General features: G+C 50.0%; 25 protein-coding genes. 13 read left to right on the top strand and 12 right to left on the bottom strand.

Annotation, left to right across the window (positions count from 1 at the left end):
- The first annotated feature begins 275 nt into the window (after nucleotides 1-275).
- From AC5FX6_RS08145 to AC5FX6_RS08170, 6 genes are all read left to right on the top strand, one after another.
- Nucleotides 276-1475 carry a phosphoglycerate kinase gene (locus tag AC5FX6_RS08145; RefSeq protein ID WP_493596534.1) on the top strand — a complete coding sequence of 400 codons (1200 nt, stop codon included), beginning with the start codon at nucleotides 276-278 and terminating at the stop codon, nucleotides 1473-1475.
- A gap of 255 nt (nucleotides 1476-1730) precedes the next feature.
- Nucleotides 1731-2942, top strand: a complete 1212-nt coding sequence (locus AC5FX6_RS08150) for a porin (protein WP_493596535.1) — start codon at nucleotides 1731-1733, stop codon at nucleotides 2940-2942.
- Between the two features lie 85 nt (nucleotides 2943-3027).
- Complete coding sequence (locus AC5FX6_RS08155; protein WP_493596536.1) at nucleotides 3028-3243, top strand: VF530 family protein; 216 nt, start codon at nucleotides 3028-3030, stop codon at nucleotides 3241-3243.
- A gap of 23 nt (nucleotides 3244-3266) precedes the next feature.
- Nucleotides 3267-3653 (top strand): SRPBCC domain-containing protein, encoded by a 387-nt coding sequence (locus AC5FX6_RS08160; RefSeq protein WP_493596537.1) that lies wholly within the window; start codon nucleotides 3267-3269, stop codon nucleotides 3651-3653.
- 8 nt (nucleotides 3654-3661) lie between these two features.
- Nucleotides 3662-5242 carry an amidase gene (locus AC5FX6_RS08165; RefSeq protein ID WP_493596538.1) on the top strand — a complete coding sequence of 527 codons (1581 nt, stop codon included), beginning with the start codon at nucleotides 3662-3664 and terminating at the stop codon, nucleotides 5240-5242.
- Between the two features lie 118 nt (nucleotides 5243-5360).
- On the top strand, nucleotides 5361-6344 hold the full coding sequence (locus AC5FX6_RS08170) for an ABC transporter ATP-binding protein (protein ID WP_493596539.1): 984 nt from the start codon (nucleotides 5361-5363) through the stop codon (nucleotides 6342-6344).
- A gap of 4 nt (nucleotides 6345-6348) precedes the next feature.
- On the opposite strand, the gene AC5FX6_RS08175 is transcribed toward AC5FX6_RS08170, so the two are convergent.
- The 3 genes from AC5FX6_RS08175 to AC5FX6_RS08185 form a co-directional block, all read right to left on the bottom strand.
- Nucleotides 6349-6549, bottom strand: coding sequence for a helix-turn-helix transcriptional regulator (locus AC5FX6_RS08175; protein ID WP_493596540.1), 201 nt, complete (start codon nucleotides 6547-6549; stop codon nucleotides 6349-6351).
- A complete protein-coding gene (locus tag AC5FX6_RS08180) occupies nucleotides 6546-6962 on the bottom strand; it encodes a hypothetical protein (protein ID WP_493596541.1) in 417 nt (138 codons plus the stop codon). Before AC5FX6_RS08180 ends, AC5FX6_RS08175 begins: the two co-directional genes overlap by 4 nt.
- A 172-nt stretch (nucleotides 6963-7134) precedes the next feature.
- On the bottom strand, nucleotides 7135-7677 hold the full coding sequence (locus AC5FX6_RS08185; RefSeq protein ID WP_493596542.1) for a DinB family protein: 543 nt from the start codon (nucleotides 7675-7677) through the stop codon (nucleotides 7135-7137).
- A gap of 174 nt (nucleotides 7678-7851) precedes the next feature.
- On the opposite strand from AC5FX6_RS08185, the gene AC5FX6_RS08190 reads away from it, so the two are divergent.
- A complete protein-coding gene (locus AC5FX6_RS08190) occupies nucleotides 7852-8139 on the top strand; it encodes a DUF1330 domain-containing protein (RefSeq protein ID WP_493596543.1) in 288 nt (95 codons plus the stop codon).
- Between the two features lie 135 nt (nucleotides 8140-8274).
- On the opposite strand, the gene AC5FX6_RS08195 is transcribed toward AC5FX6_RS08190, so the two are convergent.
- Nucleotides 8275-8907, bottom strand: coding sequence for a YdcF family protein (locus AC5FX6_RS08195; protein WP_493596544.1), 633 nt, complete (start codon nucleotides 8905-8907; stop codon nucleotides 8275-8277).
- A 118-nt stretch (nucleotides 8908-9025) separates the two neighbouring features.
- On the opposite strand from AC5FX6_RS08195, the gene AC5FX6_RS08200 reads away from it, so the two are divergent.
- The 4 genes from AC5FX6_RS08200 to AC5FX6_RS08215 all read left to right on the top strand — a co-directional run bounded on the left by AC5FX6_RS08200 (nucleotide 9026) and on the right by AC5FX6_RS08215 (nucleotide 11108).
- The gene (locus tag AC5FX6_RS08200) at nucleotides 9026-9394 is read left to right on the top strand and encodes a nuclear transport factor 2 family protein (RefSeq protein WP_493596545.1); all 369 of its coding nucleotides are present in this window, start codon (nucleotides 9026-9028) and stop codon (nucleotides 9392-9394) included.
- 30 nt (nucleotides 9395-9424) lie between these two features.
- The gene (locus AC5FX6_RS08205) at nucleotides 9425-10054 is read left to right on the top strand and encodes an HAD family hydrolase (RefSeq protein WP_493596546.1); all 630 of its coding nucleotides are present in this window, start codon (nucleotides 9425-9427) and stop codon (nucleotides 10052-10054) included.
- A 10-nt stretch (nucleotides 10055-10064) separates the two neighbouring features.
- Complete coding sequence (locus AC5FX6_RS08210) at nucleotides 10065-10553, top strand: GNAT family N-acetyltransferase (RefSeq protein ID WP_493596547.1); 489 nt, start codon at nucleotides 10065-10067, stop codon at nucleotides 10551-10553.
- Between the two features lie 93 nt (nucleotides 10554-10646).
- On the top strand, nucleotides 10647-11108 hold the full coding sequence (locus AC5FX6_RS08215; RefSeq protein WP_493596548.1) for a hypothetical protein: 462 nt from the start codon (nucleotides 10647-10649) through the stop codon (nucleotides 11106-11108).
- A gap of 12 nt (nucleotides 11109-11120) precedes the next feature.
- Here the strand turns inward: AC5FX6_RS08215 and AC5FX6_RS08220 are convergent, their stop codons facing one another.
- The 8 genes from AC5FX6_RS08220 to AC5FX6_RS08255 form a co-directional block, all read right to left on the bottom strand.
- Entirely contained in the window at nucleotides 11121-12182 is a 1062-nt protein-coding gene (locus tag AC5FX6_RS08220; RefSeq protein ID WP_493596549.1) for a class I SAM-dependent methyltransferase, read from the bottom strand.
- Nucleotides 12183-12272: 90 nt separating this feature from the next.
- The gene (locus AC5FX6_RS08225; protein ID WP_493596550.1) at nucleotides 12273-13181 is read right to left on the bottom strand and encodes a helix-turn-helix domain-containing protein; all 909 of its coding nucleotides are present in this window, start codon (nucleotides 13179-13181) and stop codon (nucleotides 12273-12275) included.
- Between the two features lie 287 nt (nucleotides 13182-13468).
- Nucleotides 13469-14920: an L-lactate permease gene (locus AC5FX6_RS08230; RefSeq protein WP_493596551.1), complete on the bottom strand. Its 1452-nt coding sequence runs from the start codon at nucleotides 14918-14920 to the stop codon at nucleotides 13469-13471.
- A 33-nt stretch (nucleotides 14921-14953) separates the two neighbouring features.
- Nucleotides 14954-15946, bottom strand: coding sequence for a 2-hydroxyacid dehydrogenase (locus tag AC5FX6_RS08235; RefSeq protein ID WP_493596650.1), 993 nt, complete (start codon nucleotides 15944-15946; stop codon nucleotides 14954-14956).
- A gap of 61 nt (nucleotides 15947-16007) precedes the next feature.
- Nucleotides 16008-17921 (bottom strand): RecQ family ATP-dependent DNA helicase, encoded by a 1914-nt coding sequence (locus AC5FX6_RS08240; protein WP_493596552.1) that lies wholly within the window; start codon nucleotides 17919-17921, stop codon nucleotides 16008-16010.
- 262 nt (nucleotides 17922-18183) lie between these two features.
- Nucleotides 18184-18984 (bottom strand): hypothetical protein, encoded by an 801-nt coding sequence (locus AC5FX6_RS08245; RefSeq protein WP_493596553.1) that lies wholly within the window; start codon nucleotides 18982-18984, stop codon nucleotides 18184-18186.
- A 312-nt stretch (nucleotides 18985-19296) separates the two neighbouring features.
- Entirely contained in the window at nucleotides 19297-19962 is a 666-nt protein-coding gene (locus tag AC5FX6_RS08250; RefSeq protein ID WP_493596554.1) for an ABC transporter ATP-binding protein, read from the bottom strand.
- A gap of 135 nt (nucleotides 19963-20097) precedes the next feature.
- On the bottom strand, nucleotides 20098-21162 hold the full coding sequence (locus AC5FX6_RS08255) for an AI-2E family transporter (protein WP_493596555.1): 1065 nt from the start codon (nucleotides 21160-21162) through the stop codon (nucleotides 20098-20100).
- A gap of 564 nt (nucleotides 21163-21726) precedes the next feature.
- Between AC5FX6_RS08255 and AC5FX6_RS08260 the strand changes: the two genes are divergently transcribed.
- Entirely contained in the window at nucleotides 21727-22263 is a 537-nt protein-coding gene (locus AC5FX6_RS08260) for an SRPBCC family protein (RefSeq protein ID WP_493596556.1), read from the top strand.
- A gap of 231 nt (nucleotides 22264-22494) precedes the next feature.
- Entirely contained in the window at nucleotides 22495-23697 is a 1203-nt protein-coding gene (gene sucC / locus AC5FX6_RS08265) for an ADP-forming succinate--CoA ligase subunit beta (RefSeq protein ID WP_493596557.1), read from the top strand.
- The last annotated feature ends 36 nt before the right edge of the window (nucleotides 23698-23733 follow it).

Genomic DNA, 23733 nt, shown 5'->3' on the forward strand with positions numbered 1-23733 from the left:
ATTCTGGAACAAGTTCTCTTAGAATGAAAAGTCCCCATTTAGGTAAGGCCCCTCTTTGAAGGGCAGGGGGTGGGTTTAATCTTGCACAGCACCCTCCCCTTTTTTGGGGATTGGGTATACCCGGTAACTGCGATAATCCTGTCAATCTTAAAATCCTGAAAATCCTGATTCAGACAAATACCCTTTTCCCTATATTTGTACACCCATTTACGCTTACCGGAAACAAAAACTCCGTAAAAACGAAAAACGAGTAAGACTAACGAAAAAGACAAATCATGAGAACTGTAGACGCGTATAATTTTGCCGGCAAGAAGGCGCTGGTCCGGGTGGACTTTAATGTTCCCCTCGATGCTGACTACCGCATTACCGACGACACCCGTATCCGTGCGGCCGTGCCGACTATCCAGAAAATATTAAACGATGGTGGCGCTGTCATCCTAATGTCGCACCTGGGCCGTCCGAAGGCCGGACCGGAAGAGAAATACTCGCTGCGCCATCTCGTGGACCGTCTTTCACAGGAATTCAACACCACTGTCAAGTTTGCTACTGACTGCATTGGCCCTGAGGCTGCGCAACTGGCGCAAGACCTGCAGCCAGGAGAGATCCTGCTACTCGAAAACCTCCGCTTCCACAAAGCCGAAGAGAAAGGTGATCCGGAATTTGCAAGAGAGCTGGCCAATATAGGCGATGTGTATGTGAACGATGCTTTTGGTACAGCACACCGCGAACACGCTTCTACTGCCGTCATTGCACGCTACTTCCCGAACGACAAAGTAATGGGCTACGTGATGCATGCCGAGTTGGACAATGCACGCCGTGTAATGGACAACGCCGAGCGTCCTTATACTGCCATTATGGGTGGTGCCAAGATATCTGACAAGATCCTGATCATCGAAAAGCTGATGGACCGTGTGGACAACCTGCTGATCGGTGGGGGCATGAGCTATACCTTCGTGAAGGCAGACGGCGGCCAGATCGGATCCTCGCTGGTGGAAGAAGATAAAGTAGAACTGGCATCCCGCCTGATTGCCATGGCCAGAGAAAAAGGTGTGAATCTGATGATCCCAGTGGACTCCATCATTGCCGACGAGTTCAGCAACGATGCCAACGTGGATACCTCCCTCAGCCACCATATCAAACCGATGTGGATGGGCCTCGACATTGGACCAAACGCCCGCGAAATGTACGCCGACGTGATCCGTAACTCTAAAACGATTCTATGGAATGGTCCGATGGGTGTGTTCGAGATGTCGAACTTCTCGGTAGGAACCGAAGCCGTTGCTGAAGCGGTGGTTGATGCAACCCGTCGTGGTGCTTACTCACTGATCGGGGGTGGTGACTCGGCTGCCGCTGTTAACCAGTTGGGCTACGCCGACCGTGTATCTTACGTGTCAACCGGTGGCGGTGCGCTGCTCGAGTACATGGAAGGCAAGACCCTGCCAGGTGTTGCGGCCATCGAGCGTGACGACTACTAGTGGTAAACTTCAAAATATCTACAGAATCATTGAGTAAATAGCACGAGCAATCAGAGTTCGTGCTATAGCGTGTCATGCTATACCTGACTGAAATCCCCTGTTGCTACCCAGCGGCAGGGGATTTCAGTCAATTACAGGTAGTAACTGTTTCTCTCACCCCAGCACTGCCTGCTTGCAATTACATGATGAAATACAGCTCGTTTCTTACGCTCTGGGAACCTGCTGGCATCATTTTAAGAGCCAGGGACTAAAAACATGAAAATCTTTACCTCCTTCTTGCTGGCACTCCTGCTGGCATATCCCGCCGCGATGGTGGCACAAACCCCGGAAGGTAATCTACCGCTCTTCAATTTCAAACGCGGTGTTGGCATTGTGACTCCGGACAGCTCCTTCTCGATCAACATGCGCTTCCGTATGCAGAGCCGGGCAATGTATAATTCCATTGCAAGTGACGACTTCGGAGTGTCGGAGTATGAAATGCGGGTGCGTCGCCTGCGCCTGCGTTTCGAGGGTTTTATGTATTCCCCGAAACTGACGTACAACATTCAACTCTCTTTCTCACGCGGTGACATGGACTGGAGCATGCGCGACCAATCCAACATCAACACCAGCCCCAATGTGGTGCGTGATGCCGTGGTGTACTACCGGCCAAACGACAACTGGCAATTTGCTTTCGGACAGACCAAGCTACCGGGCAACCGACAGCGTGTGATCTCTTCCGGTGATCAGCAGTTCATAGACCGCTCTATCGTTAACGTGGCCTTTAATGTTGACCGTGATTTTGGTTTTCAGGCAGTGTACAGTAACAACTTCGGCGGTTTTCATTATATGCTGAAGGGGGCACTCACAGGTGGTGAGGGCCGCAACGTGTTCTCCACTGATAATGGGTTGGCCTATACGGGTCGTGTGGAGCTCCTCCCCTTCGGCAGGTTCACCAATGGGGGCGATTACTTCGAGGGTGACCTGGAACGCGAGCCTACCCCGAAATTATCCCTGGCTGGTGGCATGAGCCATAATGAACAGGCCCGCCGTACCGGAGGCCAGATTGGCCGCGACCTGTATGAGCAAAGTGACATGCAGACCTACATATTTGATGGCTTGCTCAAGTACAGAGGTATGGCACTGTATGCCGAATATATGGCCCGCGAAGCAGACAATCCTTTTACCTTCAATGCTGCGGGTGAGCAACGCTACATCTTAACTGGCCGCGGTCAGAATTATCAATTAAGCTATATCTTTCCGAACAATGTAGAACTGGCCGGCCGCTACTCCCGCATAAAACCTAATGCTGAGATGCGCTCTGTTGAAAATACTGAAGAAGCCTACTTAGCCGGTGTGACCAAATACCTGCGTGCGCACCGTCTCAAGCTGCAGGCAAACCTCGGCTATCACTCGTTCAATCCTTTCCTGCCCGTGAACAACGACTACCACTGGACAGCCGGTGTGCAGATTGAGCTTGGAATATAGGCAGCGTACAGGTATAGCAGCACACTGTTAATAAAATTGCGTATTCCCGATAATGTGCGGAACTTGCAAACCCTAACACCTGCGTATGGAAGAACAGAAAAACAACCCCCTGCATGGCAAAACGCTGGAGCGCATCCTGGTGCAGCTCGTAGATTATTATGGCTGGGAGGAATTGGGTTATAAGATCAACATCAACAGTTTCAACGTTAACCCAAGCATCAACTCCAGCCTGAAGTTCTTGCGCAAAACACCCTGGGCGCGGCAAAAAGTAGAAGACCTCTACATCCGCACCTTCAGCTAAGCCATTTTTTAAAAGCGATCGACATGAAAGACTACAAAAAATATTATATCATACCTGCTGCCCCTGAGGAGGTATACACAGCCTTGACCAACCCTAACACGATCCAGCTTTGGACAGGTGATCCGGCAGAGATGTCGACCGAGCCCGGTTCGGAGTTCTCGCTTTTTGAGGGCAACATTGTGGGCAAAAACCTGGAGTTTGAGGAAGGCAAAATGCTGATGCAGGAATGGTACTTCGGCGAACAGACTGACAAGTCGATTGTAACCATCAAGCTGCACCCGCACAAACATGGCACCTCTGCTGAACTGCGCCACCTCAACATACCTGACGAAGATTACGATGACATTGTGGAAGGCTGGAACGAAGCTTATTTCGGAGCGTTGATCGAGTTTTACGAAGAGGAAATGTAGTCTACAACATGCACAAGCTCTCGTCAGTTGTTCTCTTCCTGTCGCTCTGCCTGCTGCTTACGCATTGTGGCCCAAAGGCTGGTCAAAGCACTGCCTCAGTTGCCCCCTTTGAAGTAGAGGAAACTACCATTGCCCAAATACACCAGGCCCTGCAAGAAGGCACTTGCAACTGTGAGCAACTGGTAACCACATACCTGCAGCGCATCGAAAAGTACGATCAGCCCACTAAGCTCAATGCCATTGTGGTGACCAACGAGGAGGCACTGGCTACTGCGCGGGACATGGACAGAGAGTACCAGCGGACAAAGAAACTTAGGCGCCTACACTGTGTTCCACTCATTGTAAAAGATAACTACAACACTACCGGTTTACAGACAGCAGCGGGTTCGCTGGCCATGAAGGGTTTTATACCTGAGGAAGATGCCTACCAGGTACGGGTGCTGAAAGAGGCGGGTGCTATCGTGCTCGCTAAGTCCAATATGGCGGAGTGGGCTTTTAGCCCGATGGTGTCGATCAGCTCTATTGCGGGCGAAACCTTGAATCCATACAACCTGGAGCATGTGCCGGCCGGCTCAAGTGGCGGAACAGCTGCCGCAGTGGCTGCCAACATGGGCACTGTAGGTCTGGGTACAGACACCGGCAACTCCATCCGGGGACCTTCTTCGCACAATGCTCTGGTTGGCTTCCGTTCAACCCTCGGTCTGACCAGCCGACATGGCATTGTGCCCCTATACCTGCGCAACGATGTGGGCGGCCCCATGGCGCGTACCGTAGAGGATGCTACCCGAATCCTTGAAGTGATTGCCGGTTATGATTCGAACGACCCGATCACCAGGTATAGTAAAGGCAAAGTACCGCAAAACTATACCCAATTTCTGGATAAGGACGGGCTGCGAGGCGCACGCATTGGTGTACTTCGCGCACTAAGCGATAAAGACACAGATCCACAGGTGAAGGCACTTTTTGAGCAGGCGATCGCTGACCTGAAAAGACTCGGCGCCGTTATTGTAGACCCGATTGAAATTGCCGGCTTTGACAGCCTGCGTCAGGACCAGTGGTGTGATGTGTTTCAGGAAGATATCAATGCCTTCCTGGCTGCACAAGGAGAGCAGGTACCGGTAAAAAATCTGCAGGAGATCGTGGCATCAGGTAAATTCTCGCCCTATATCGAAGCCAACCTGCGACACTTTCTCAAGAATCAGGACGATCAGAATAAAGTGAACCATACCTGCTCCGATCCTTTTAATGATCCGAAACGGATTGCTTTTAGAGAAGCTATAGAGCGGGCCATGGACCAACACGAGCTGGGTGCCATCATCTTTCCAACCTGGAATAATCCGCCTGCGCGTGTAGGCGACTTTGAGGGTTACAAAGGCGACAACAGCCAGGTCATAGCTCCGCATACTGGTCAGCCAGCTTTTACTGTACCAATGGGCTATACCTATGACAACCTGCCCGCCGGTCTGCAATTCCTGGGGCGCATGTTTGATGAGCCTACTTTGATCCGCTATACCTATTCCTACGAACAGGGCACTAAGCACAGAAAACCGCCAGTAAAGTTCAGCGAGAAAAAAGGAACGGCTAATTAGAGTTTAATGCTATACCTGAGGTATAGTTGAAAAAACATTCAGGAGCGGTCAGATACTACTTACACTGCAGTTCCACGACATATACACGATGCTTTCAGAAAATATCCCTTCAGATCATATGAGTTTTTTAGAAGTATCCGGAATCAGTGTGCAGGAAGAAGGGAGTATCGTTTTAGAGAACATCAGCTTCACGCAGCAGGAGTATCAGAAGATCGCCATAGCCGGCGAAACGGGTTCTGGCAAGAGCACCTTGCTGCAAACCATCGCCGGGCTTGTACAGCCTAGCGCCGGAACCATCACCTTTGAAGGCAATCGGGTGATCGGACCCCACGACAAGCTGGTGCCAGGCCACGAAGGGATTGCCTACCTGTCGCAGCACTACGATTTGCCACAGTTCTTGAGGGTAGAGCAGGTACTCCGATATGCGAACATGCTACAGGGTGACGAAGCCGAAACGCTGTACGAAGTATGCCGCATCAGTCACCTGGCAAAGCGCAAAACCAACCAGCTTTCGGGTGGTGAGCGGCAGCGCATCGCTTTGGCCCGTCTGCTCAGTACCTGGCCCAGCCTGCTGCTACTCGACGAGCCCTATTCCAATCTTGACAAGGGACACAAATTATTGCTGCAGGAGGTTATCCATGATATCACGGAGCGACTCGCCATCACCTGCATCCTCATCTCCCACGACCCGCATGACACCCTTTCCTGGGCAGATCAGATTATTGTGATCAATGGAGGTCGCATTATACAGCAAGGTACGCCCGAAGAGATTTACCGCCACCCAGTCGACACGTACACGGCAGGCCTTTTCGGTAGCTACAACCACATACCTGCTGTCTTGTCTTCGGGATTTGAAGCTAAACTAAGTATAGACGCTCGGGGCCGTGACATGATCGTTCGCCCGGAGCACTTTCGGTTTGTGAGCGAAGGAGCTGATGCGGTAGCAGGCACTGTGCAAAAAATTACGTTCTATGGTGGGTTTTATGACGTGCAGGTAGAATTACCAGGCCTCAGCGTTATAGTCAGAACCCCGGTTATACCTGCCCCTAAAGGCGAAAAGGTATACCTGACGGTCGCACATGAGAATATCAGTTTCGTCTGACTTCTTAATCTCCTTTCTCCAGCTGAAACAGCTCCTCCACTTTTACTCTAAAAATAGCGGCCATCTTCAAAGCCAGCACCGTTGAGGGTACAAACTTCTTATTCTCGATGGCATAAATCGTCTGCCTTGTGACTCCCAGTAGATCGGCTAGCTCTGTCTGTGACATGTTGTTCCTGGCACGCTCTACCTTTATGCTGTTGTTCATGCGTTGTACTCCGGCCCTGTGGCAGTAATGATGTTAGACTTCATGTAATAGTAAATGCCGATAAAGCCGATAATCTGCAGGTTGATCAGGTAAGACGCATGAATATGGAGACTGGGAAAGAAAATGTAGATGAACAAGATGACCGCTAAGGAAATCAGAAAGGTCAATTTAAGTGACTCGAGCTTGAGACGGTGCAGCAACTCGTCGTATACCTTATCTTTGGAGAAGGCATAGAGTACTATCCCTACAATACCAATAATGTCTAATACGCGAATTGCCTCTTCTGATAACAAGGTATACTTCCCGTCTGTCCATCCATCTGAAACGCCTGCACAAAACGCAGGTATAGACATGGCTATAAATATGGCTAAGCCAATCTTTTTGAAATAATATGGAAGCAACTGTGTTTTCATATGAGCTTTTGTTTTTTATCAAACGTAAATAAAAGATTACATAATGTAAAGTATAGATTACATAAATATCCAAAAAAAGTATTCCTATACACATACAAAAAAGTCCTTCTGAAACAGATCATGGTAGATCAATCTCAAAAGGACTTTATATTTTAGTGTATACTAGCTCGCGCTAATCCACCATATTTCCGTTTGTCATTTCCCGTTCGCGCAGCACCCGGGCCGTTACCAGCAACTGCCCCACATGGCGCATGCTGTGTTCGGCGGCATGAAAGAGTAAGCCCATCACTGTAGACTCTACTTGCGCCCGCCCCACCCTTCTGCCTTCTGTTAGGCCATTTTCATCTGTCTGCCGCAACTGGTCCATGGCCTTGTCTACCTGCTCGTTGAACTTCTGCACCAGTGTTTCGGATTGCCTGTCCTCTCCTACCGGCTTGCCCTCTGCGTACAAATAGGCCAGCTGGTGTTCACTTAATTGTTCGCCACGGGCATAGGCAAACAGGCGCTCCAGTATACCGGTGAGGTGCTGCAGGTGGTAACCTACCGAGGCTACACCGGCAGGTCGCTCCCAGAGGAGTTCGTCCGGAAAGTCCTGCATGAAGCTTCCGACTTCTTCGCGGGCCTGCAACAGGGCATGGGCGACTGGCTGCAGCAAGGCAGGCACATCAGGCAGCGGACCGCGCAGCCATACTTCGAGGTTTTTGGTCTGTGTCATAAGATGAAGGGCTTGTATAGGAGCGATGTACGAAATCAGGAGCTAAAAAGTCTATCAATTTCAATTTTTCAAGTTAAAATTGATTTATCCGCCAGCCCGATTTTTGGTTTGCACCATCCGCAGATTATCCCTAATATGCAGCCATCCTAGTATTATAACCTATACCTAAGATTTATGCCAGCTTATATTATTGTAGATGTGGAGGTGAACAACTCTGCCGCTTATGAAGATTATAAAAAACTAACACCGGGCTCTCTGGAGCCTTTCGATGGCAAGTTCATCGTGCGTGGCGGCGCTCCCCAAAACATGGAAGGCGACTGGAACCCAAGTCGCATCGTAGTAATCGAATTCCCGACGATGGAGCAAGCCAAAGCCTGGTGGTCTTCTGAAGAGTACGCCCCAGCCAAAGCCCTGCGCCAGAGTGCATCCAGCACACGCATGATCGCGGTGGAGGGAGTTTAAAATTTCCTGTCATTTCGACCTTTGGGAGAAATCTGAAACATTACTCAGGCTTTGAGTTAATTCAGATCTCTCCTATTGTCGAGATGACAGATTAGAAAAATTGTTCCTTATACTGAAATTGGAGGTAGAGACAGATTAACTTTCTAACTTCTTCCTGTCTCTTCTATTCAGGTACTCGAGCGCCTCTTTCACAGAGATAAGATCGTCTTGCTCATGGTAGCATTGGATGCGCTCCATCTCACCGGATATGAGTCCCGCACGGGTGTCTTCGAGCTTGCCTTGCGAATGCACAACCTCTTCTTGCCAGGGCATCGCCTTGCCCGGCAGACTGTACAGGTATAGCTCCGGATACTCCCGCAAAGCGGCGGTGATGGCCGTCATTAAAGCACGGGGCTGTTGGAAAGGGGCCGCCGTTACCGCCAGGCTTTTATAGCCCTGTTCTTTGGCATAGCGCACCGCCGAAGTCGCTTCGATCAGGGTATGGAGCATCTCTGTGTCAGCAGGTACGGGTGGAACAGGTATAAGCTGCTCTTCTTCAATACCTAGTTTCATCATCTCCTTTTTCCATACCTCAAATCCGGGGTAGCCACTCATAGCTTTCGTGCCAAGGCAGAGCACTTTATCGGTGCGGCCGTTCTCCAAAAACTGATGAGCCGTTTCAAATGCTGCCTGCTGGTTATCTTCGGTCTGGCCGAATAAAAATAAGCCATTCACCGGCTTGTCAGGTATCGTGTCGCACAGTGCGCGAATGATGAGTTCTTCTATCATAGCTCCGCTTATACGCAACATGCTTGCGCAAGGTATATCCCCACAAAAATGCCTAATTTTGTGCATGATCAAATACCTGCTACCACTCCTCATCCTTTTATTTAGCAGCTGCACTGCCATGCACCAAAGCAAATCTGAAACGCCTGCCGTTGTGAAACCAGTAGAGTTACAGCTGAAAGGTTACAATAGCCGTGACATCGACCTGTTTGCCAGCGCTTTCAGCGATACGGTGAAGGTATACCGTCAGCCGGGCGTGCTCACCTACCAGGGACGCGACGAACTGCACAAGCGCTACGGCGCCATGTTTGCCAACACCCCGGACCTGCACTGCGAGATCGTGAACCGTATTGTAGCCGGTGATGTAGTCATCGACCAGGAAAAGGTGCAGCGCAAAAAAGGCGAGCCACGCACCGACGCTATTGCCGTTTACCGCGTAAAAGACGGACTGATCGTAGAAGTGACCTTTATTCCGCCCTACAATCAATAATTCTATACCTGCATTACCTATACCTAGTAGATGACCAACCAAATAGACAGTATCATATTCGACTTAGACGGCACCCTGTGGGATGCTGCCGAAACCGTAGCCAAAGCCTGGAGAGCCGCCCGTGAAAAAGTCGACTTTGAAATACAGGAGATCACACCCGATAAGATCCGGTCCATTGCCGGCACGCAGCACAACCTGATCTTTGATATGCTGTTTCCACACCTAGACCAGGCACAGCGACAGGAACTGATGGAGGTGAGCGGCAAAGAGGAAATGGCAAAAATACGAGAGTACGGGGGCGAGCTGTATGAAGGACTTGAAGATACATTGCGCTATCTCCATGACAAGTACCGTCTCTTTATCGTGAGCAATTGCCAGGACGGCTATATTGAGGCTTTCCTTGAGCGACATGATTTAGGTAAATACTTCGGCGACTTTGAGTGCTCCGGACGCACGGGCGACTCCAAGGACATCAATCTGAAAGCCATTGTAGAGCGTAACAACCTGGAAGCCCCGGTGTATGTCGGCGACACGCCTGGTGATCTGGATGCTGCCCGGAAAGCAGGGGTTCCGTTTATACATGCCGGCTACGGCTACCGTGAGGTAGGTGAGTACGAGCACCGCCTGGAGCGCTTCAGCGACCTGACCACGCTATTCTAACATCACTGCTATGATCTTTGAAGCTCAGCCAGATGATATTGATGAACTCTACGAGCTTTGGTGCCTGTTGCTCGACCAGCATCAGTCCCATCACGAAATCTTCAGGTATAAGTCAGGCAGTGAGCAGGCCCTGAAAACGGATCTTCTCCATCGCATCAAGGACAGAAGCACGCGAGTGTTTGTGTATCAGGTGGAGGATACCTGGGCAGGTATGTTGGTGGCTAGTCTCCGGCCTGGCTCTACAGGTTTTAAGCTTTCCAGTAAAGGATACATCGGCGAGACGGTGGTGCGGGAAGAATTTCGTGGCAAAGGGATAGGAAAGGAGCTGTTCGAAGCTGCCCGCAAATGGTTGAGCGACCAAGGGGTTGACCACCTTGAATTGCAGGTATCGGTACACAATCCGGCAGGCATTCGCTTCTGGGAATCGCTGGGCTTCACGCCATCAACACAGCACATGGTACTGCCTCTCCGGAAATCCGGAAACCCGAAAAAAAACTAAGAGGCAAGGGTAAACGGAAGTATAGCGCCTGCGTAAGCCTATATAGACAACACAGTATGTTGTTTTTCAGAACAGCTTCTACATACACATCCCATGGTTCTACAACTACGCCCTCTTGCGCCACTTCTGGTGCTTTTGTTGCTGCTTACAAGCGGCTGCGATAAAGAAAAAGAAGAAACATTGCCTATCCCGGAGTCACCTGTGTATACCAAAGAAGTGGCCTTCAAAATTTTTACGGAAACAGACTACAGCGAAGCACGCTGGGAGGATTCTAAAATGAATCTAACCTTGAAGCTGCGTCGCATCAATTCCGCTCTACCTAAAGAGGTGATCGTGCTTGATACGACTTTTGGATGGATGCCATTTCAGGAACTGCCTCTTAAGGGTGCCCCCCTGCAGCTGACAAAACAACTGCAGGAGGTTCACAAAGAACAGGATAAACTCATGCTGGATATCACCAAGGTCGTGTCCATTAACGGTTACGAAACCGTGTTTCACTATGACCAGGCACTGAACCACGATAAGCGGCAGGAAACCGTGGAAGTGAAGCTCTAGCCCAGCCTTTCTCTAGGGTCGCATTTCGTATACCTTGTCGTACCAGGTTTCGGCAACTTTGCGGAAAACCTTAAACCCGGCTGCCGTTGCTGCTCGCTGCAGTTCGTGCTCGTGCCCATCAATGCCACGCTCTACACGGTAAACATGCTCTGCCACTACGGGTGTAGCTCTGGAGGAGCGCAGGCGCTGGTAGTGCTCTTCGCTGACAAGGCTGCTGTCTTTTGCTTCAGCTACCACCAGCACACCATCTGATTTCAGCACCTGACGGCATTCTGACAACAGGTCCTGCATACTATCACCCATACAATGCAAGGTTTCGATAAGTGTCACAAGATCATATTGGTAGCTGTATACCTGCTCTTCAGTAGCGAGTTCGAAATGGACATTGCGGATGCGTTTCTCCTTAGCAAGCAAGTTGGCGCGTTCTACCGACGAGGTATACCTGTCAAAACCGAGGAAGGTAGACTGTGTGAAAACCTGTGCCATTACTAAAGTAGAGGCGCCGTGACGTCCGCAACCCAAGTCTGCTACCAGTATTCCCGCCTCTAGTTTCTCAGAAAGTCCCTCAACTGCCGGTATCCAGTTATGCAACAGGCTGGCCAGGTACTCTTCACTGAAGAACCTGCCCGACACATCTGCAGGCAGTAGATTGACGCCACTGGCATAATGGTTTAAGGTCGGTAACATCATATCTTTGGCTTTGCCCTGTTGGTTGCCATTTTCTTTCATGAAGCGGTTGCCGATATAATGCGGGCTTGTTGGGTCGGTCAGGGCGATGGCATGCGCTTCCGGGAGACAGAAGGTATCGGTCTCAGGTTCGTGTTGCAGGTAGCCGTCTGCAGCCAGGCTGTCTACCCAGTGCTTGACTAATTTTATACTGGCTCCAGTGTTTCGGGATATCTGACCTACTGTCATAGGTCCGGCGTTGACCATGGCTTTGTAAAGCCCCAGTTGGCTACCCAGGAATGACATTCTCACTCGCTCGGCAGCACTTAGGTCTTCCAGTACGTGGTGTGCAAAATCTTCCACCCTTTCTGGTCGACCTCTTCTACGTTTCATTGTATTCTCTTTCATAGCAGTAGTGTTTTGTGTGAAGATAACAACCTAAAATTAAAACACTTAAGGCAAGATGTATTGTATAAATTTCGGAATAATTTGTGCAAATCAGAAGCTCTTCCGAATTTCTAATGGCGTCTGTCCTGTTTTGCGTTTTATGAAGTGGCTGAAATGGGATTGGTCCTCAAAATGAAGTGTGTAGGCGATCTCGGCCATGCTCATCTCTGTACTGCCAAGCAGTGCACGGGCTTCCTGCAGCAAGCGGTTGTGGATCATTTCGTGAGGGGGTTTACCTGTGGTGCTTTTCACGACATCAGCCAGGTGTTTGGGGGTGATATTGAGTAAGCTGGCATACTGCTGTACCTCGTGCATTTCTCGGAAGTGCTCATCTACCAGGTGTTGGTAGGCACTTGTCAATTGCACGGCGCGGGTAGCTTTTTCTTTGATGTAAATGGTATACCTGGCTTTGTAACAATCCCGGATGAGCAATAGCAGTATATGGATGTAGTCGCGGAGCAGTTGGTTCTTTTCCCGCGAATGGCCGGTGTATACCTCAATGATGTTATCAAACGAGCGCTGCACCAAGTTGCTTTCATTCGGGGTAAGACTGATGACATGCTCCCCTTCCAGATCGAAAAATGGGAATTGCTCTGCCAGTGCTCCCTGCAAAACAGGTTCTAAGAACTCCGTCTTAAATTCGATGCAGTAGCCCTTGCAATCTTTGATGTTGGTAGAGGCATACAGCACATTGGCCGGAACGATCACCAGGTCATGTGGCATCAACCAGCGGTGCTTATCATCAAGCCGGATATCATGCAGGCCGTCGAGTAGCAGGTAGATCAAATTAAAATTTCTCCTCAAAGCTGGAATCCCCAGCTTTGGGTCTACATTTTGGTGCCTCTCCTCCATGCGTCCTGGCAGGAGCTGAAGGCCCGGATCATAGGGCCGTGTATCGTGGTTTATTTTTCTTTCAAAGGCAGCAATCGTATCAAAGGTCAATATATTATTTCTGGGCACAAATATTCTGTTAAATTTCCCTACATACCCTCCAGCGTCTGTTCCGCCCGTACTTGTGAAGGATGATCACCTGCAAAAAACTTCGTGTTGGTAGTGCGTCATGCACTCTTATGATTGCAGGGTTATTCTATTCTAATTAACAAGATACCACCGAAAAAAGTAACATTTTTAACCGCTTTAATTAAAGTCCATACCTGTTTTTGGGTGAAACGTGCCTTAGCCTTGATGTAGGGTTAGAATATTTTAGCTAACAGAGGGTGTAGCAGAACGAGTAACAGGAAGTTGTATCAGAATATCATCAAAATACCCCAGGTGAGCAAACCTACCAAAGCGCCCGCCAGCAAAGTTGGCAGGATGTTGGCAGCCAGAATGGCCTTATAGTTCTGGATATTCGCCACAGAGGCAGCAGCGATGATGTTGAACAGACAGATGGCATTACCCAAGCCGGCGCCGCTCAACTGCAGTGCCAGCATCACATTGGGGTTGAGCCCCAGGACGGTGGCTGTCTCCAGTTGTGAAGCCCCAAACACGACATTGGAGATAGTGGTACTGCCCGTGATAAACGCGCCCATGATACCTACAAAAGGGGCAAATACTACATACACAGGTCCCAGTCCGCTTAGCATTTCAGAGATATACCGGACCATGGAGGGCTGCGTCACACCGGAGTAAATCATCAGTTGGGCAATCGCGATGGAGGGAAAAAGCACAGCAAACACGGCTATCATCTTTTTAAGTGGCGCTGCCAGGTAGAGCGACTTGCTTCTGTAGAGCAGGGCTACCCCCAGTCCCACCGCTGCAAAGGGCAGCAAAGGCGACGCAAGAGGCCTGATGGCGGCCCGTATACCTGTGCCGAACATATCCTCGAATGCCAGTTCCCAACCTAGCCAGCTTCGCAGTACCGGGGAAAGCTTTGGCAAAAGCAGCATGACAGCAAGTAACGCATAAGGCAGCCAGGGCTTCAGGTCGATCTTCACATCCTTCTGCCGCAGGTATAGCACTGATAGCCCCAGCATCGTCAGGGCCGCCAGCACAGTCGCCAACTCAGCAGCCAGCCAGGCCAGTAAGAGAAAAGGTATGGCAATGAGGAGGTATAGCAGCAGCACCTGCCGGCGATGCTGCAAGTCGCCATGGCTTCGAGCTACCATCCGGAACACCAACCACAGAACGAGCAGCCCAACGAGTACATTCATACCTGCCGCCATCCAGGCAATGGAATGCACATCGGCATCAGCCAGGCCCAGGGGTATTTGCAAGCCGGTGAGTAAGGGCGTGCCAACCGCCCCGAATATGGCAAACAACCCATCGAAGAGCAGTACCACCGCCACTGACAGTACGGCCTCGAAACCCAGAGCAACGAGTATGAGCGGCACAATGGCGCCAGGCGTACCGAAGCCTGCCACTCCTTCAAAGAAAGCCGTGAGCCCAATGGCCAGCAGGAAAAACCTGATTTCTTTGGAGGGATGCAGCTGATCAAGGGAATGGGTGATCTGGCTGATCAGCCCGTTTTCTGACATGATGTTATAGAGAAAAGTAGCGCCCAGCACGATCATCAGAATATTGATCGTGGTCAGCAGGGAGGCTCCCATCGCCGCCATGAAATATGCTGCCGTAGCGCCCCAGTAAAAGAAGAGTACAGTCGTGACGGCTACCCCAACAAGCACCGCTACCTTTACACCCCGGGTAAGTGAGAGCACAACCAATAGCAGAATGGGCAGCAAGGAGAGCAAATAAGGCATGGGAGCGGTCCAAAATGAAGGTATAGGTATAGCCTAGGCCTTTACTTCGTTTTCCAGTTGCCGCCCCTGCTCAAAGTCCGCTATGTTTTGCAGGGTAACGGAGGCTATGCTTTCCAGTGCGTTGCTTGTGAAAAAGGCCTGGTGCCCTGTGATCAGCACATTGTTGAACGAGAGCAAGCGCATGAACACGTCGTCCTGTATCACGCGGTCTGACAGGTCTTCGAAGAAAAGGTCCGCTTCCTCTTCGTACACATCTATACCTAGGTACTTGATGCGCCCACTCTTGAGACCGGCAATCACGGCCTTGGTATCCACGAGGGCTCCCCGGCTGGTGTTGATGAGCATCACGCCCGGTTTCATTTGGGAGATGGTGTCTCTGTTGATCAGGTGGTGCGTTTGCGGTGTAAGGGGGCAGTGCAGCGAAATGATATCGGAGTTAGCGTACAGTAAAGGCAGGTCTGTAAACTCGACTCCCACTTCGTCAAACTCGTCTTTCTGCTCGATGTCATAGCCCAGGACACGGCAGCCAAAGCCTTTCAGAATTTTTGCTGTCACAAGTCCGATCTTCCCGAGTCCGATCAGGCCCACGGTTTTACCGTGCAGGTCAAAACCCATCAGTCCGTTTAGTGCAAAGTTGCCTTCCTTTACGCGGTTGTAGGCGCGGTGCGTTTTGCGGTTGAGCGTCAGGATAAGCGCCAGGGTATGTTCAGCCACCGAATAGGGTGAGTACGCCGGCACCCGGACTACTTTCATGCCGAGGGCAGCGGCCGCTTCGAGGTTCACGTTGTTGAACCCGGCACAGCGCAAAGCAATCAGTTTGACACCCTGATCAGCGAGCAGTTGCAGCACTTCCGCATTGGCTGTGTCGTTCACAAAAATACAGACAGCTTCGTAGCCTTTTGCCAGTACAGCGGTGCTTTTGTTGAGCGGCACTTCCAGGTAGCTGAGTTTATGCTGATGGGCTTCGTTGGCTGCGTTGAAAAAAGTGCTGTCGTATACCTTGGAGCTGAAGAAGAGTACGTTCATGATCTTGCGACTTATGGTAAAGAGGAGTTTTTCTATACGCAAATCCCTAGCTGGGTTATACTTATTGCGGCGCCAGGTATAGCTTACCGCTCTCAGCATACTTTACAATACCGGTGTCTACCAGTTCATGCAACAGCTCTGTTACTGTTTCGGCATGCCTGGCTTCGAACTGTTGCACGAGCTCTTTTGGCAGCATTTGTTTAGACTGCACAGTCTGGAGCAATCTCTGTCGCAAAGCCTGCTGCTCCTGCCCCTCCCGTTCCTTTTTGCGCTGCGCCAGACAGTAGTCACAGATGCGGCAGCTCTTGTCACTGACTTCGGCAAAATACTCCAGCAGCAACTGTGTGCGGCAGCGGTCCGTGGTTTCCACATAGTGGGCCATTTCTCTGGCTTGCTTCATGGCACGGTCTCGCAATGCTTCCAGTTTTTTGTGGTTGAGCGGCAAGTTGGCTGCATCCAGGCGAGGCGCCGTAAAGACTAATTGTGGTGCATCGTGTTGGGGCTCATAGATCAGTACTTTCAGTTTGTGCAGGTACTCAAGTTTGCGACGCACCTCCTGCTCCGGCTTCTTCAGTTGCTCAGCCAGTTTGCGCTCCGATATTTTCACAAAACCCGTAAAGGCCTCACCTCCATATATGCGCAAGATCATACGCAGCAAGGCATCATGCTCGGCATTCTTTACCTGAAACTCATAAAGCGCCATATTGTCGAGCAGCAGGTATAGCCGCGACGGACTGTAATAGGCTTCGTTGAGTTGCACATAACCCTCCCCTTCCAGTCGCTTGATGGCGTGGTGTGTTTCAAGCGCAGACAGTTTATAATTCTTGGAAAATGCCGCCAGATCAAAATCGAAGCTACCCATGAAGCCACTACCCACCGCAATCTGGTAATAATTGGCCAGACACTGGTATACCCGCCGGATCAACTCCAACGGCGGATGTGCCTCCTTCACTTTCTGCAAAAGGTCTTTGGTATCGCTGGGCCCGTAAAGAAGCGTGGCATAGGCATACTTTTCATCCCGCCCGGCACGCCCTGCTTCCTGGTAGTAGGCTTCCAGACTCTCCGGCAGATCAAGGTGCACCACCAACCGCACATCTGGTTTGTCGATGCCCATCCCGAAAGCATTCGTTGCGACCATCACACGTACCTGATCATCGATCCAGGCCTGTTGTACCTTGTTGCGCTCTTCAAACTTAAGTCCCGCATGATAGGCTGCCGCACCAATGCGTCTGCTCTGCAGGAAACGGGCTATCTCAACCGTCTGCCGGCGACTGCGCACGTACACAATGGCCTGCCCGGGCATGCGATTGAGAATTTCGAGCAGGCGGCCCACTTTATCTTCGGTGTAAAGGCAGGAGTAAGACAGGTTGGCCCTTGCAAAGCTCTTGACAAACACGTTTTGCTTTTTGAAAGCGAGTTTCTCCTGGATGTCGATACGCACCTGCTCGGTAGCGGTGGCTGTGAGGGCCAGCACAGGTATAGCAGGCAGTGTTTCGCGCAGGGCGGCCAGCTCGAGGTATGGCGGGCGGAAGTCGTAACCCCATTGGAAAATACAGTGCGCCTCGTCTACAGCCAGCAGGCTCACTTTCATGCGCTTCACCCGCTCCTGAAACAACTCGGTTTGCAAACGCTCCGGCGACAGGTATAAGAACTTGACGTTGCCATACACGCAGTTGTCCATGGCGATGTCGATCTCGCGACGGTTCATACCTGAGAAGATGGCTACGGCAGGTATACCGCGCTTCTTGAGTTGCTCCACCTGGTCCTTCATCAGCGCGATCAGTGGCGTGATTACTAGGCAAATCCCCTCCATGGCCATGGCCGGCACCTGAAAGCAGATTGACTTACCACCACCCGTTGGCAGCAGGGCCAGCGTGTCCTGCCCATCCAGCACCGAGCGGATAATATCTTCCTGCAAAGGCCTGAATTGGTCGTAGCCCCAGTAGGTTTTAAGTATGTGGTGGATGTCTTGCAAGGATGCGTGCTTTACAAAGGCGAAGATAAGGTATATCAGTTAAACTAGCTGCCAGGCTTGAGGCAGGACCAGGAAAATTACGCCGACAGGTATAGCCGACAGGTATAGCCGACAGGTATAGCCGACAGGTATAGCCGACAGGTATAGCCGACAGGTATAGCCGACAGGTATAGCCGACAGGTATAGCCGACAGGTATAGCCGACAGGTATAAAAAAAGCCCGCCTCTATTGAGGCGGGCTTTTGAGTGTAGTATGTTTTAGATTATGCGGCAGCAGACTGACCATCTTCACGGTCTTCGATCACTTTTTTCAGCTTCTCGATCGCCTGTGCAGCACGCTCTTCGTCAAAACGATTGATGTTAAGCAACATCTTCGTTTTTTCCTGGCGTGTGATCACCGGGTTGTTCAGCAGGCGGATAATCTCCTCTTTCTGCTTAGCTGAGGCGTAACGCACACCAGCTACCTGCTCGTCAACTTCAGCTTTCTCAGCCACGGGAGTTGCAGGGGCAGCCTTCATCGTTGCTTTCTTCTCAGTTGGCACAGCTGGCTTGGCAGACGATTCGTTGCCTGCGTAGTCCATCTCCTCTACCGGAGTTGGCTCGTAACCAGCCGCTCTGATAATCCAAGCCAGAATGTTACGATATGCTTTACCTATCGCACGTGTCTGCGCCATGGAAGCGATCGCAAATTCCTGGTAGTACTTCTTGCCCTGCTCTTTGTTGGAGCAGATCGCAAAGCCGGCACCCACTACCTGCTGACTACGCAGGTCCAGTAGATTTACCTTCGCCTGGTATTTGATCTCATCATCGGTGCTGATGTTCACCACATGCTCCACCACTGGCAAGATACCCAGACGAGAACCAGCATATTGCCAGCCTTCCACGTTCACGTACTCTTTACCTTGTATATTTTGATATAACCTGTTCTCTTTTATAAACTTAGCCAGGTCAACAGCTAAGTGAAGCGTCTCATCAGATTTAGCTATATCATAGCTTTCCACCTTCGGCTTCCTCTCCACTTTTGTCTCTTTATTCACTTGACTCATATCTTCGTTAGTTTTCATGTTTTAGTACATATATCAAACATAGCTCCTCCTGAAATGGTGCAAAAAAACACAAAAAATATTCATTTTAAATTCCTGATAATCAGTCATTTATAAAATAATTTCAGAAAGATATATTCGCCCTCCCATTTACCTCTTTTTTAGCACGAAAAAGCAAAGGGGGGATATATAGTACGTGAAAATTACAATTGAGATAAGGACAAGAAGTGCACCTTCAGACTTAGATGGAAAATACAGGGAAACAGCCCACCAGGGATTGGCAGGATACAGTACGAGCAGAACAGGTATAGGTATAGCTTGTGCAGGTATAGTCTAGGCTTTTACTTCCTGCACGATCAAGCCGTCTTTCATGATCAGAGTACGGTCGGCCATGGTAGCCAATTGCTCGTTGTGGGTCACGATCACAAAGGTCTGGTTGAACTCGTCGCGCAGTTTGAAGAAGATCTCGTGCAGCTCTTGTGCATTTTTAGAGTCCAGGTTACCGCTGGGTTCGTCGGCAAAGATGATGCGCGGGGAGTTGATCAGGGCGCGTGCCACGGCTGTGCGCTGCTGTTCACCACCCGACATCTCAGACGGCTTGTGGTGCATGCGGTGGCTCAGGTTCAACATGCTCAGCAACTCGGCGGCACGCTCAGTCACTTCCAGTTCAGGGCGGCCCGCCAGGAAACCAGGCAGGCAGGCGTTCTCGAGGGCTGTAAACTCAGGCAGCAAATTGTGGAACTGAAATATAAAGCCAATGTGCCGGTTACGGAAACGGGCCAGGTCAGCCGCGTTGAGGCGGGAGATATTTTTGTCATCAAAAAGCACATCGCCGGTGTCAGCCGAATCGAGCGTACCCAAAATATGCAGCAGCGTACTTTTGCCGGCACCTGAGGCACCCACTATAGAAACAACTTCTCCGGCATGGATTGTGAGGTCTATACCTTTGAGAACTTCCAGTGAACCGTATTTTTTGTGAACGTTGACTACTTGCAGCACAGCTTGACGAATAGATTTGTGAGAGTTGAACCTTCCAAAGCTACAAAACAAATGGTATAAGTACGGTGCCTACCCTCCAAAATTTAGCTTCAGCCTGTCTCGTAATCCTGCTCAGGAGGCTGCTGTATAAGTCCCTCAGCTTCCTGCAACATCGGTTTGGGCAGCAGATCCAGACTTCTCCAGCACATCCTTGATGTATATTTCCTGCACGATCACCATGACAACAGCCAGCAATGGCGCTGCCAGAAAAAGGCCGAGCCCACCCTGCACAATGCCCAGCAACACCTGAAAGAAAAGCAGCAGTGCTGGAGGAAGCGCTACCGTTTTCTGAAAGATCAGCGGTGTCAGTACATAGCCCTCTATACCCTGGATGACGCTATACACCAGGAACACCTGTAGTGCCATCTGCGGACTGACCAGCAGGCCCAGCAAAATGGCCGGAACACCCGCTATGATAGGCCCGATGTTAGGTATAAAAGCAAAGAAAAAAGCCAGCAGCGCCATCAAAATTGCCAGCTTAAGCCCGATGATTGTAAAACCGATCCATATGCTCACACCAATCAGACACATAGCCAGAAACATGCCCCATAGCCACTGGCGCAAGGTATCGTAGCATAGACTGAGTACCTCGTATACTCTGTTGCGCCTTATAACCGGAAAAAGTTTTACGAACCCTTTGGTGTAGAGCAGCGGGTTTGCCGCCAGAAACAGGCCAGTAATCAAGACGATAAGTAAATCAGTCAGAATGCTTAGAGTGGATGTGAACATGTTGGTGACACGCGAGAAAATCGCTTTGGACTCCGGTATCATCTTGCCTGTTCCGTCTTCCACCTCATGCAGTACTTGCCGTCCCCAGTTGGTTTCCCGCAGCCTTTCTTTCAGATCTTCCCACGCCTGTGGGATAGAGTCGCCCATTTCATCGACCTGCTCCCCCACAGTTGGCGCCACGATAAAGCCCAGCCCGACGAGCATGCCAAAAAGCACCACAGTCACGATGGTCAGGCTTACCCCTCTGCCTAAGCCTGTCTTGCTGCACAGCCATTCTGTGAGGCTCGTAAAAAGTACTGCCAGGAGGATGCCTGCAAACACCAACAGAAGAAAATGCGTGAGTTTAATGATCAGGTAAAAGGCCGCCGCCACCAGAAAGAAGATAAAGGCCGCCAGTGCTATTCGGCGAGCGTACGTGTAGATGTCTTGCATGTAGCGTTTCTGAGGAATGCAATGTAACCATACCGGATTATGTATATTACTCAGAAACTATATCCATCGTTGCAAAGCAATCATTTGGGAATCTTTATTTATGCATAAATCAGCATTGCTCATAATGGTAAAAACATTACAATTATCTGTTTCCGACAAACGCAACTTTATGCACAGCATCATAATTTTCTAAGAAGAGTTATGGCAGCAACACGAGGTTTCTGATAAGGAAAGAGCTGCTAAAAGGAGTTGACAAGTACTACATCTGACAATATCCGGCCTGTCACCCCTATCATCTTTTTTGATAGAAGAGAAGTTTCTTCTTCAATTAGCACAAGACATAAAGCACAAACAGTGAAAACTATAGCAATCATTATAAATGAATAGTTATATTTACATATTCTAATCATCTTCACTCCATTAGAGTACCTTGCCAAAAACTGGATGAACCTATCGGGTTGCCTAATTTCAGTTTACGCTTGCAATCGTTATCCTCTGTCTGCAGAGACCAGATAAGGTAAAGGAGATTTTACGAAGCAGTATACATTATACACGTTATACCTTATGCCCACTATCACATTAGAAACGGTTATCGATGCCCCCATATCCATTTGCTTCGACTTATCCAGAAGTATAGATCTGCACGCTATCTCGACTCGCCATTCCGGCCAGCAAGCCATTGCCGGTGTTACAATTGGTCTGATAGGCTACAATGAAACAGTTACCTGGAGAGCGAAGCATTTTTTCCTTTGGCTTAACATAAGCAGCCGGATCACGGTTTTTGATCAGCCCCGCTATTTCGCCGAAGAGATGGAAAAGCGTTCCTTTATAAAATTCAAGCACGAACGCTATTTTGAGGAAACGGCTGAAGGCTCCATCATGGTGGATGTCTTTAACTATACATCTCCTTTCGGCGCATTAGGAATTAAGTTAGATAAGTTGTTTCTGCAAAAATACATTACCGCCCTGCTCCAGAAGAAAAATAGGGTAATTAAGCATTTTGCTGAAACAGGTAGGTGGAAATCTGTATTAAAAGGGTATTCTAACACTTCCCAGACTTATGAGTCTAAACCTGACAGGCAAGTGTTGGCGCATGCCTGATGCCAGGTACATACGAGTAGGATAATCCCTGAACTTTAGACACCTTTCTTCCTTTGGATATGTAGTTGCATACAAGGCTGTACCTGATACAGCACCTGAGTATCCCGTCTGATAGCAGGTAGCGCCTTGGCCAGCCATGACGCTGTGGGCTCCAGTTTATATTTTAAAAACCTATTACTTGAATTTAAGCCGATAAACGATTACTTTCGTGCGACCATTAAAACTGAAAGCATGAACATACACGAATATCAGGCTAAAGAAATTCTGAAAAGCTACGGCGTTCGCATACAGGAGGGCATCGTGGCAGATACGCCAGACCAGGCTGTAAAAGCGGCAATGAAACTGACCGAAGAAACCGGTACAGGCTGGCACGTGATCAAAGCGCAAATTCATGCGGGTGGCCGTGGTAAAGGCGGTGGCGTGAAACTGGCTAAGAACCTGGATCAGGTGAAGCAGATCGCAAACGACATCCTGGGTATGACCCTGGTAACGCACCAGACTGGCCCAGAAGGCAAACTGGTACGTAAAGTATTGATCGCGCAGGACGTGTACTATCCTGGCGAATCAGATCCAAAAGAGTTTTACCTGAGCATCCTGCTGGACCGCGCTACAGGCCGTAACGTGATCATGGCATCTACTGAAGGCGGTATGGACATCGAGGAAGTAGCTGAGAAAACTCCTGAGAAGATCATCAAAGAGTGGATCGACCCTGCTGTAGGTCTGCAAGGTTTCCAGGCTCGTAAAGTTGCTTTTGCTTTCGGTCTGGAAGGCGAGGCTTTCAAGGAAATGGTAAAATTCGTTACCAACCTGTACAAGGCTTACGTGGAGACTGACTCTTCTATGTTCGAGATCAACCCTGTGTTGAAGACCTCTGACAACAAAATACTAGCTGTTGACGCGAAGGTAGACATCGACGATAACGCCCTGTTCCGTCACAAGAACCTGGCTGCCCTGCGCGACCTGAACGAAGAAGATCCGTTGGAAGTTGAAGCTAGCCAGTCAAACCTGAACTATGTGAAGCTGGACGGTAACGTTGGCTGTATGGTGAACGGTGCCGGTCTTGCGATGGCAACCATGGACATCATCAAACTTTCTGGCGGTGAGCCTGCTAACTTCCTGGACGTAGGGGGCGGGGCAAACGCGCAGACGGTTGAAGCTGGTTTCCGCATCATTCTGAAAGACCCGAACGTGAAGGCTATTCTGATCAACATCTTCGGTGGTATCGTTCGTTGCGACCGTGTTGCCAATGGTGTAGTAGAGGCTTACAAGAACATCGGTGACATCCATGTGCCGATCATCGTTCGTCTGCAAGGTACAAACGCTGAAGAAGGCGCCCGCATCATCGACGAGTCTGGCCTGAAGGTATACTCTGCTGTAGCTTTGAAAGAGGCTGCTGAGAAAGTGAAGCAGGTATTGGCTGAAGTAGGAGCTTAATCCTAGTAATACATAAAACAGAAAGGGCTGCCAGTG

It is taken from the genome of Pontibacter sp. LHS2 (assembly GCF_058932845.1).

Coding starts and splice junctions, on each gene's coding strand:
- AC5FX6_RS08145 (WP_493596534.1), top strand. CDS start 276: ATGAGAACTGTAGACGCGTATAATTTTGCCGGCAAGAAGGCGCTGGTC.
- AC5FX6_RS08150 (WP_493596535.1), top strand. CDS start 1,731: ATGAAAATCTTTACCTCCTTCTTGCTGGCACTCCTGCTGGCATATCCC.
- AC5FX6_RS08155 (WP_493596536.1), top strand. CDS start 3,028: ATGGAAGAACAGAAAAACAACCCCCTGCATGGCAAAACGCTGGAGCGC.
- AC5FX6_RS08160 (WP_493596537.1), top strand. CDS start 3,267: ATGAAAGACTACAAAAAATATTATATCATACCTGCTGCCCCTGAGGAG.
- AC5FX6_RS08165 (WP_493596538.1), top strand. CDS start 3,662: ATGCACAAGCTCTCGTCAGTTGTTCTCTTCCTGTCGCTCTGCCTGCTG.
- AC5FX6_RS08170 (WP_493596539.1), top strand. CDS start 5,361: ATGAGTTTTTTAGAAGTATCCGGAATCAGTGTGCAGGAAGAAGGGAGT.
- AC5FX6_RS08175 (WP_493596540.1), bottom strand. CDS start 6,549: ATGAACAACAGCATAAAGGTAGAGCGTGCCAGGAACAACATGTCACAG.
- AC5FX6_RS08180 (WP_493596541.1), bottom strand. CDS start 6,962: ATGAAAACACAGTTGCTTCCATATTATTTCAAAAAGATTGGCTTAGCC.
- AC5FX6_RS08185 (WP_493596542.1), bottom strand. CDS start 7,677: ATGACACAGACCAAAAACCTCGAAGTATGGCTGCGCGGTCCGCTGCCT.
- AC5FX6_RS08190 (WP_493596543.1), top strand. CDS start 7,852: ATGCCAGCTTATATTATTGTAGATGTGGAGGTGAACAACTCTGCCGCT.
- AC5FX6_RS08195 (WP_493596544.1), bottom strand. CDS start 8,907: ATGATAGAAGAACTCATCATTCGCGCACTGTGCGACACGATACCTGAC.
- AC5FX6_RS08200 (WP_493596545.1), top strand. CDS start 9,026: ATGCACCAAAGCAAATCTGAAACGCCTGCCGTTGTGAAACCAGTAGAG.
- AC5FX6_RS08205 (WP_493596546.1), top strand. CDS start 9,425: ATGACCAACCAAATAGACAGTATCATATTCGACTTAGACGGCACCCTG.
- AC5FX6_RS08210 (WP_493596547.1), top strand. CDS start 10,065: ATGATCTTTGAAGCTCAGCCAGATGATATTGATGAACTCTACGAGCTT.
- AC5FX6_RS08215 (WP_493596548.1), top strand. CDS start 10,647: ATGGTTCTACAACTACGCCCTCTTGCGCCACTTCTGGTGCTTTTGTTG.
- AC5FX6_RS08220 (WP_493596549.1), bottom strand. CDS start 12,182: ATGAAAGAGAATACAATGAAACGTAGAAGAGGTCGACCAGAAAGGGTG.
- AC5FX6_RS08230 (WP_493596551.1), bottom strand. CDS start 14,920: ATGCCTTATTTGCTCTCCTTGCTGCCCATTCTGCTATTGGTTGTGCTC.
- AC5FX6_RS08235 (WP_493596650.1), bottom strand. CDS start 15,946: ATGAACGTACTCTTCTTCAGCTCCAAGGTATACGACAGCACTTTTTTC.
- AC5FX6_RS08245 (WP_493596553.1), bottom strand. CDS start 18,984: ATGAAAACTAACGAAGATATGAGTCAAGTGAATAAAGAGACAAAAGTG.
- AC5FX6_RS08255 (WP_493596555.1), bottom strand. CDS start 21,162: ATGCAAGACATCTACACGTACGCTCGCCGAATAGCACTGGCGGCCTTT.
- AC5FX6_RS08260 (WP_493596556.1), top strand. CDS start 21,727: ATGCCCACTATCACATTAGAAACGGTTATCGATGCCCCCATATCCATT.
- sucC (WP_493596557.1), top strand. CDS start 22,495: ATGAACATACACGAATATCAGGCTAAAGAAATTCTGAAAAGCTACGGC.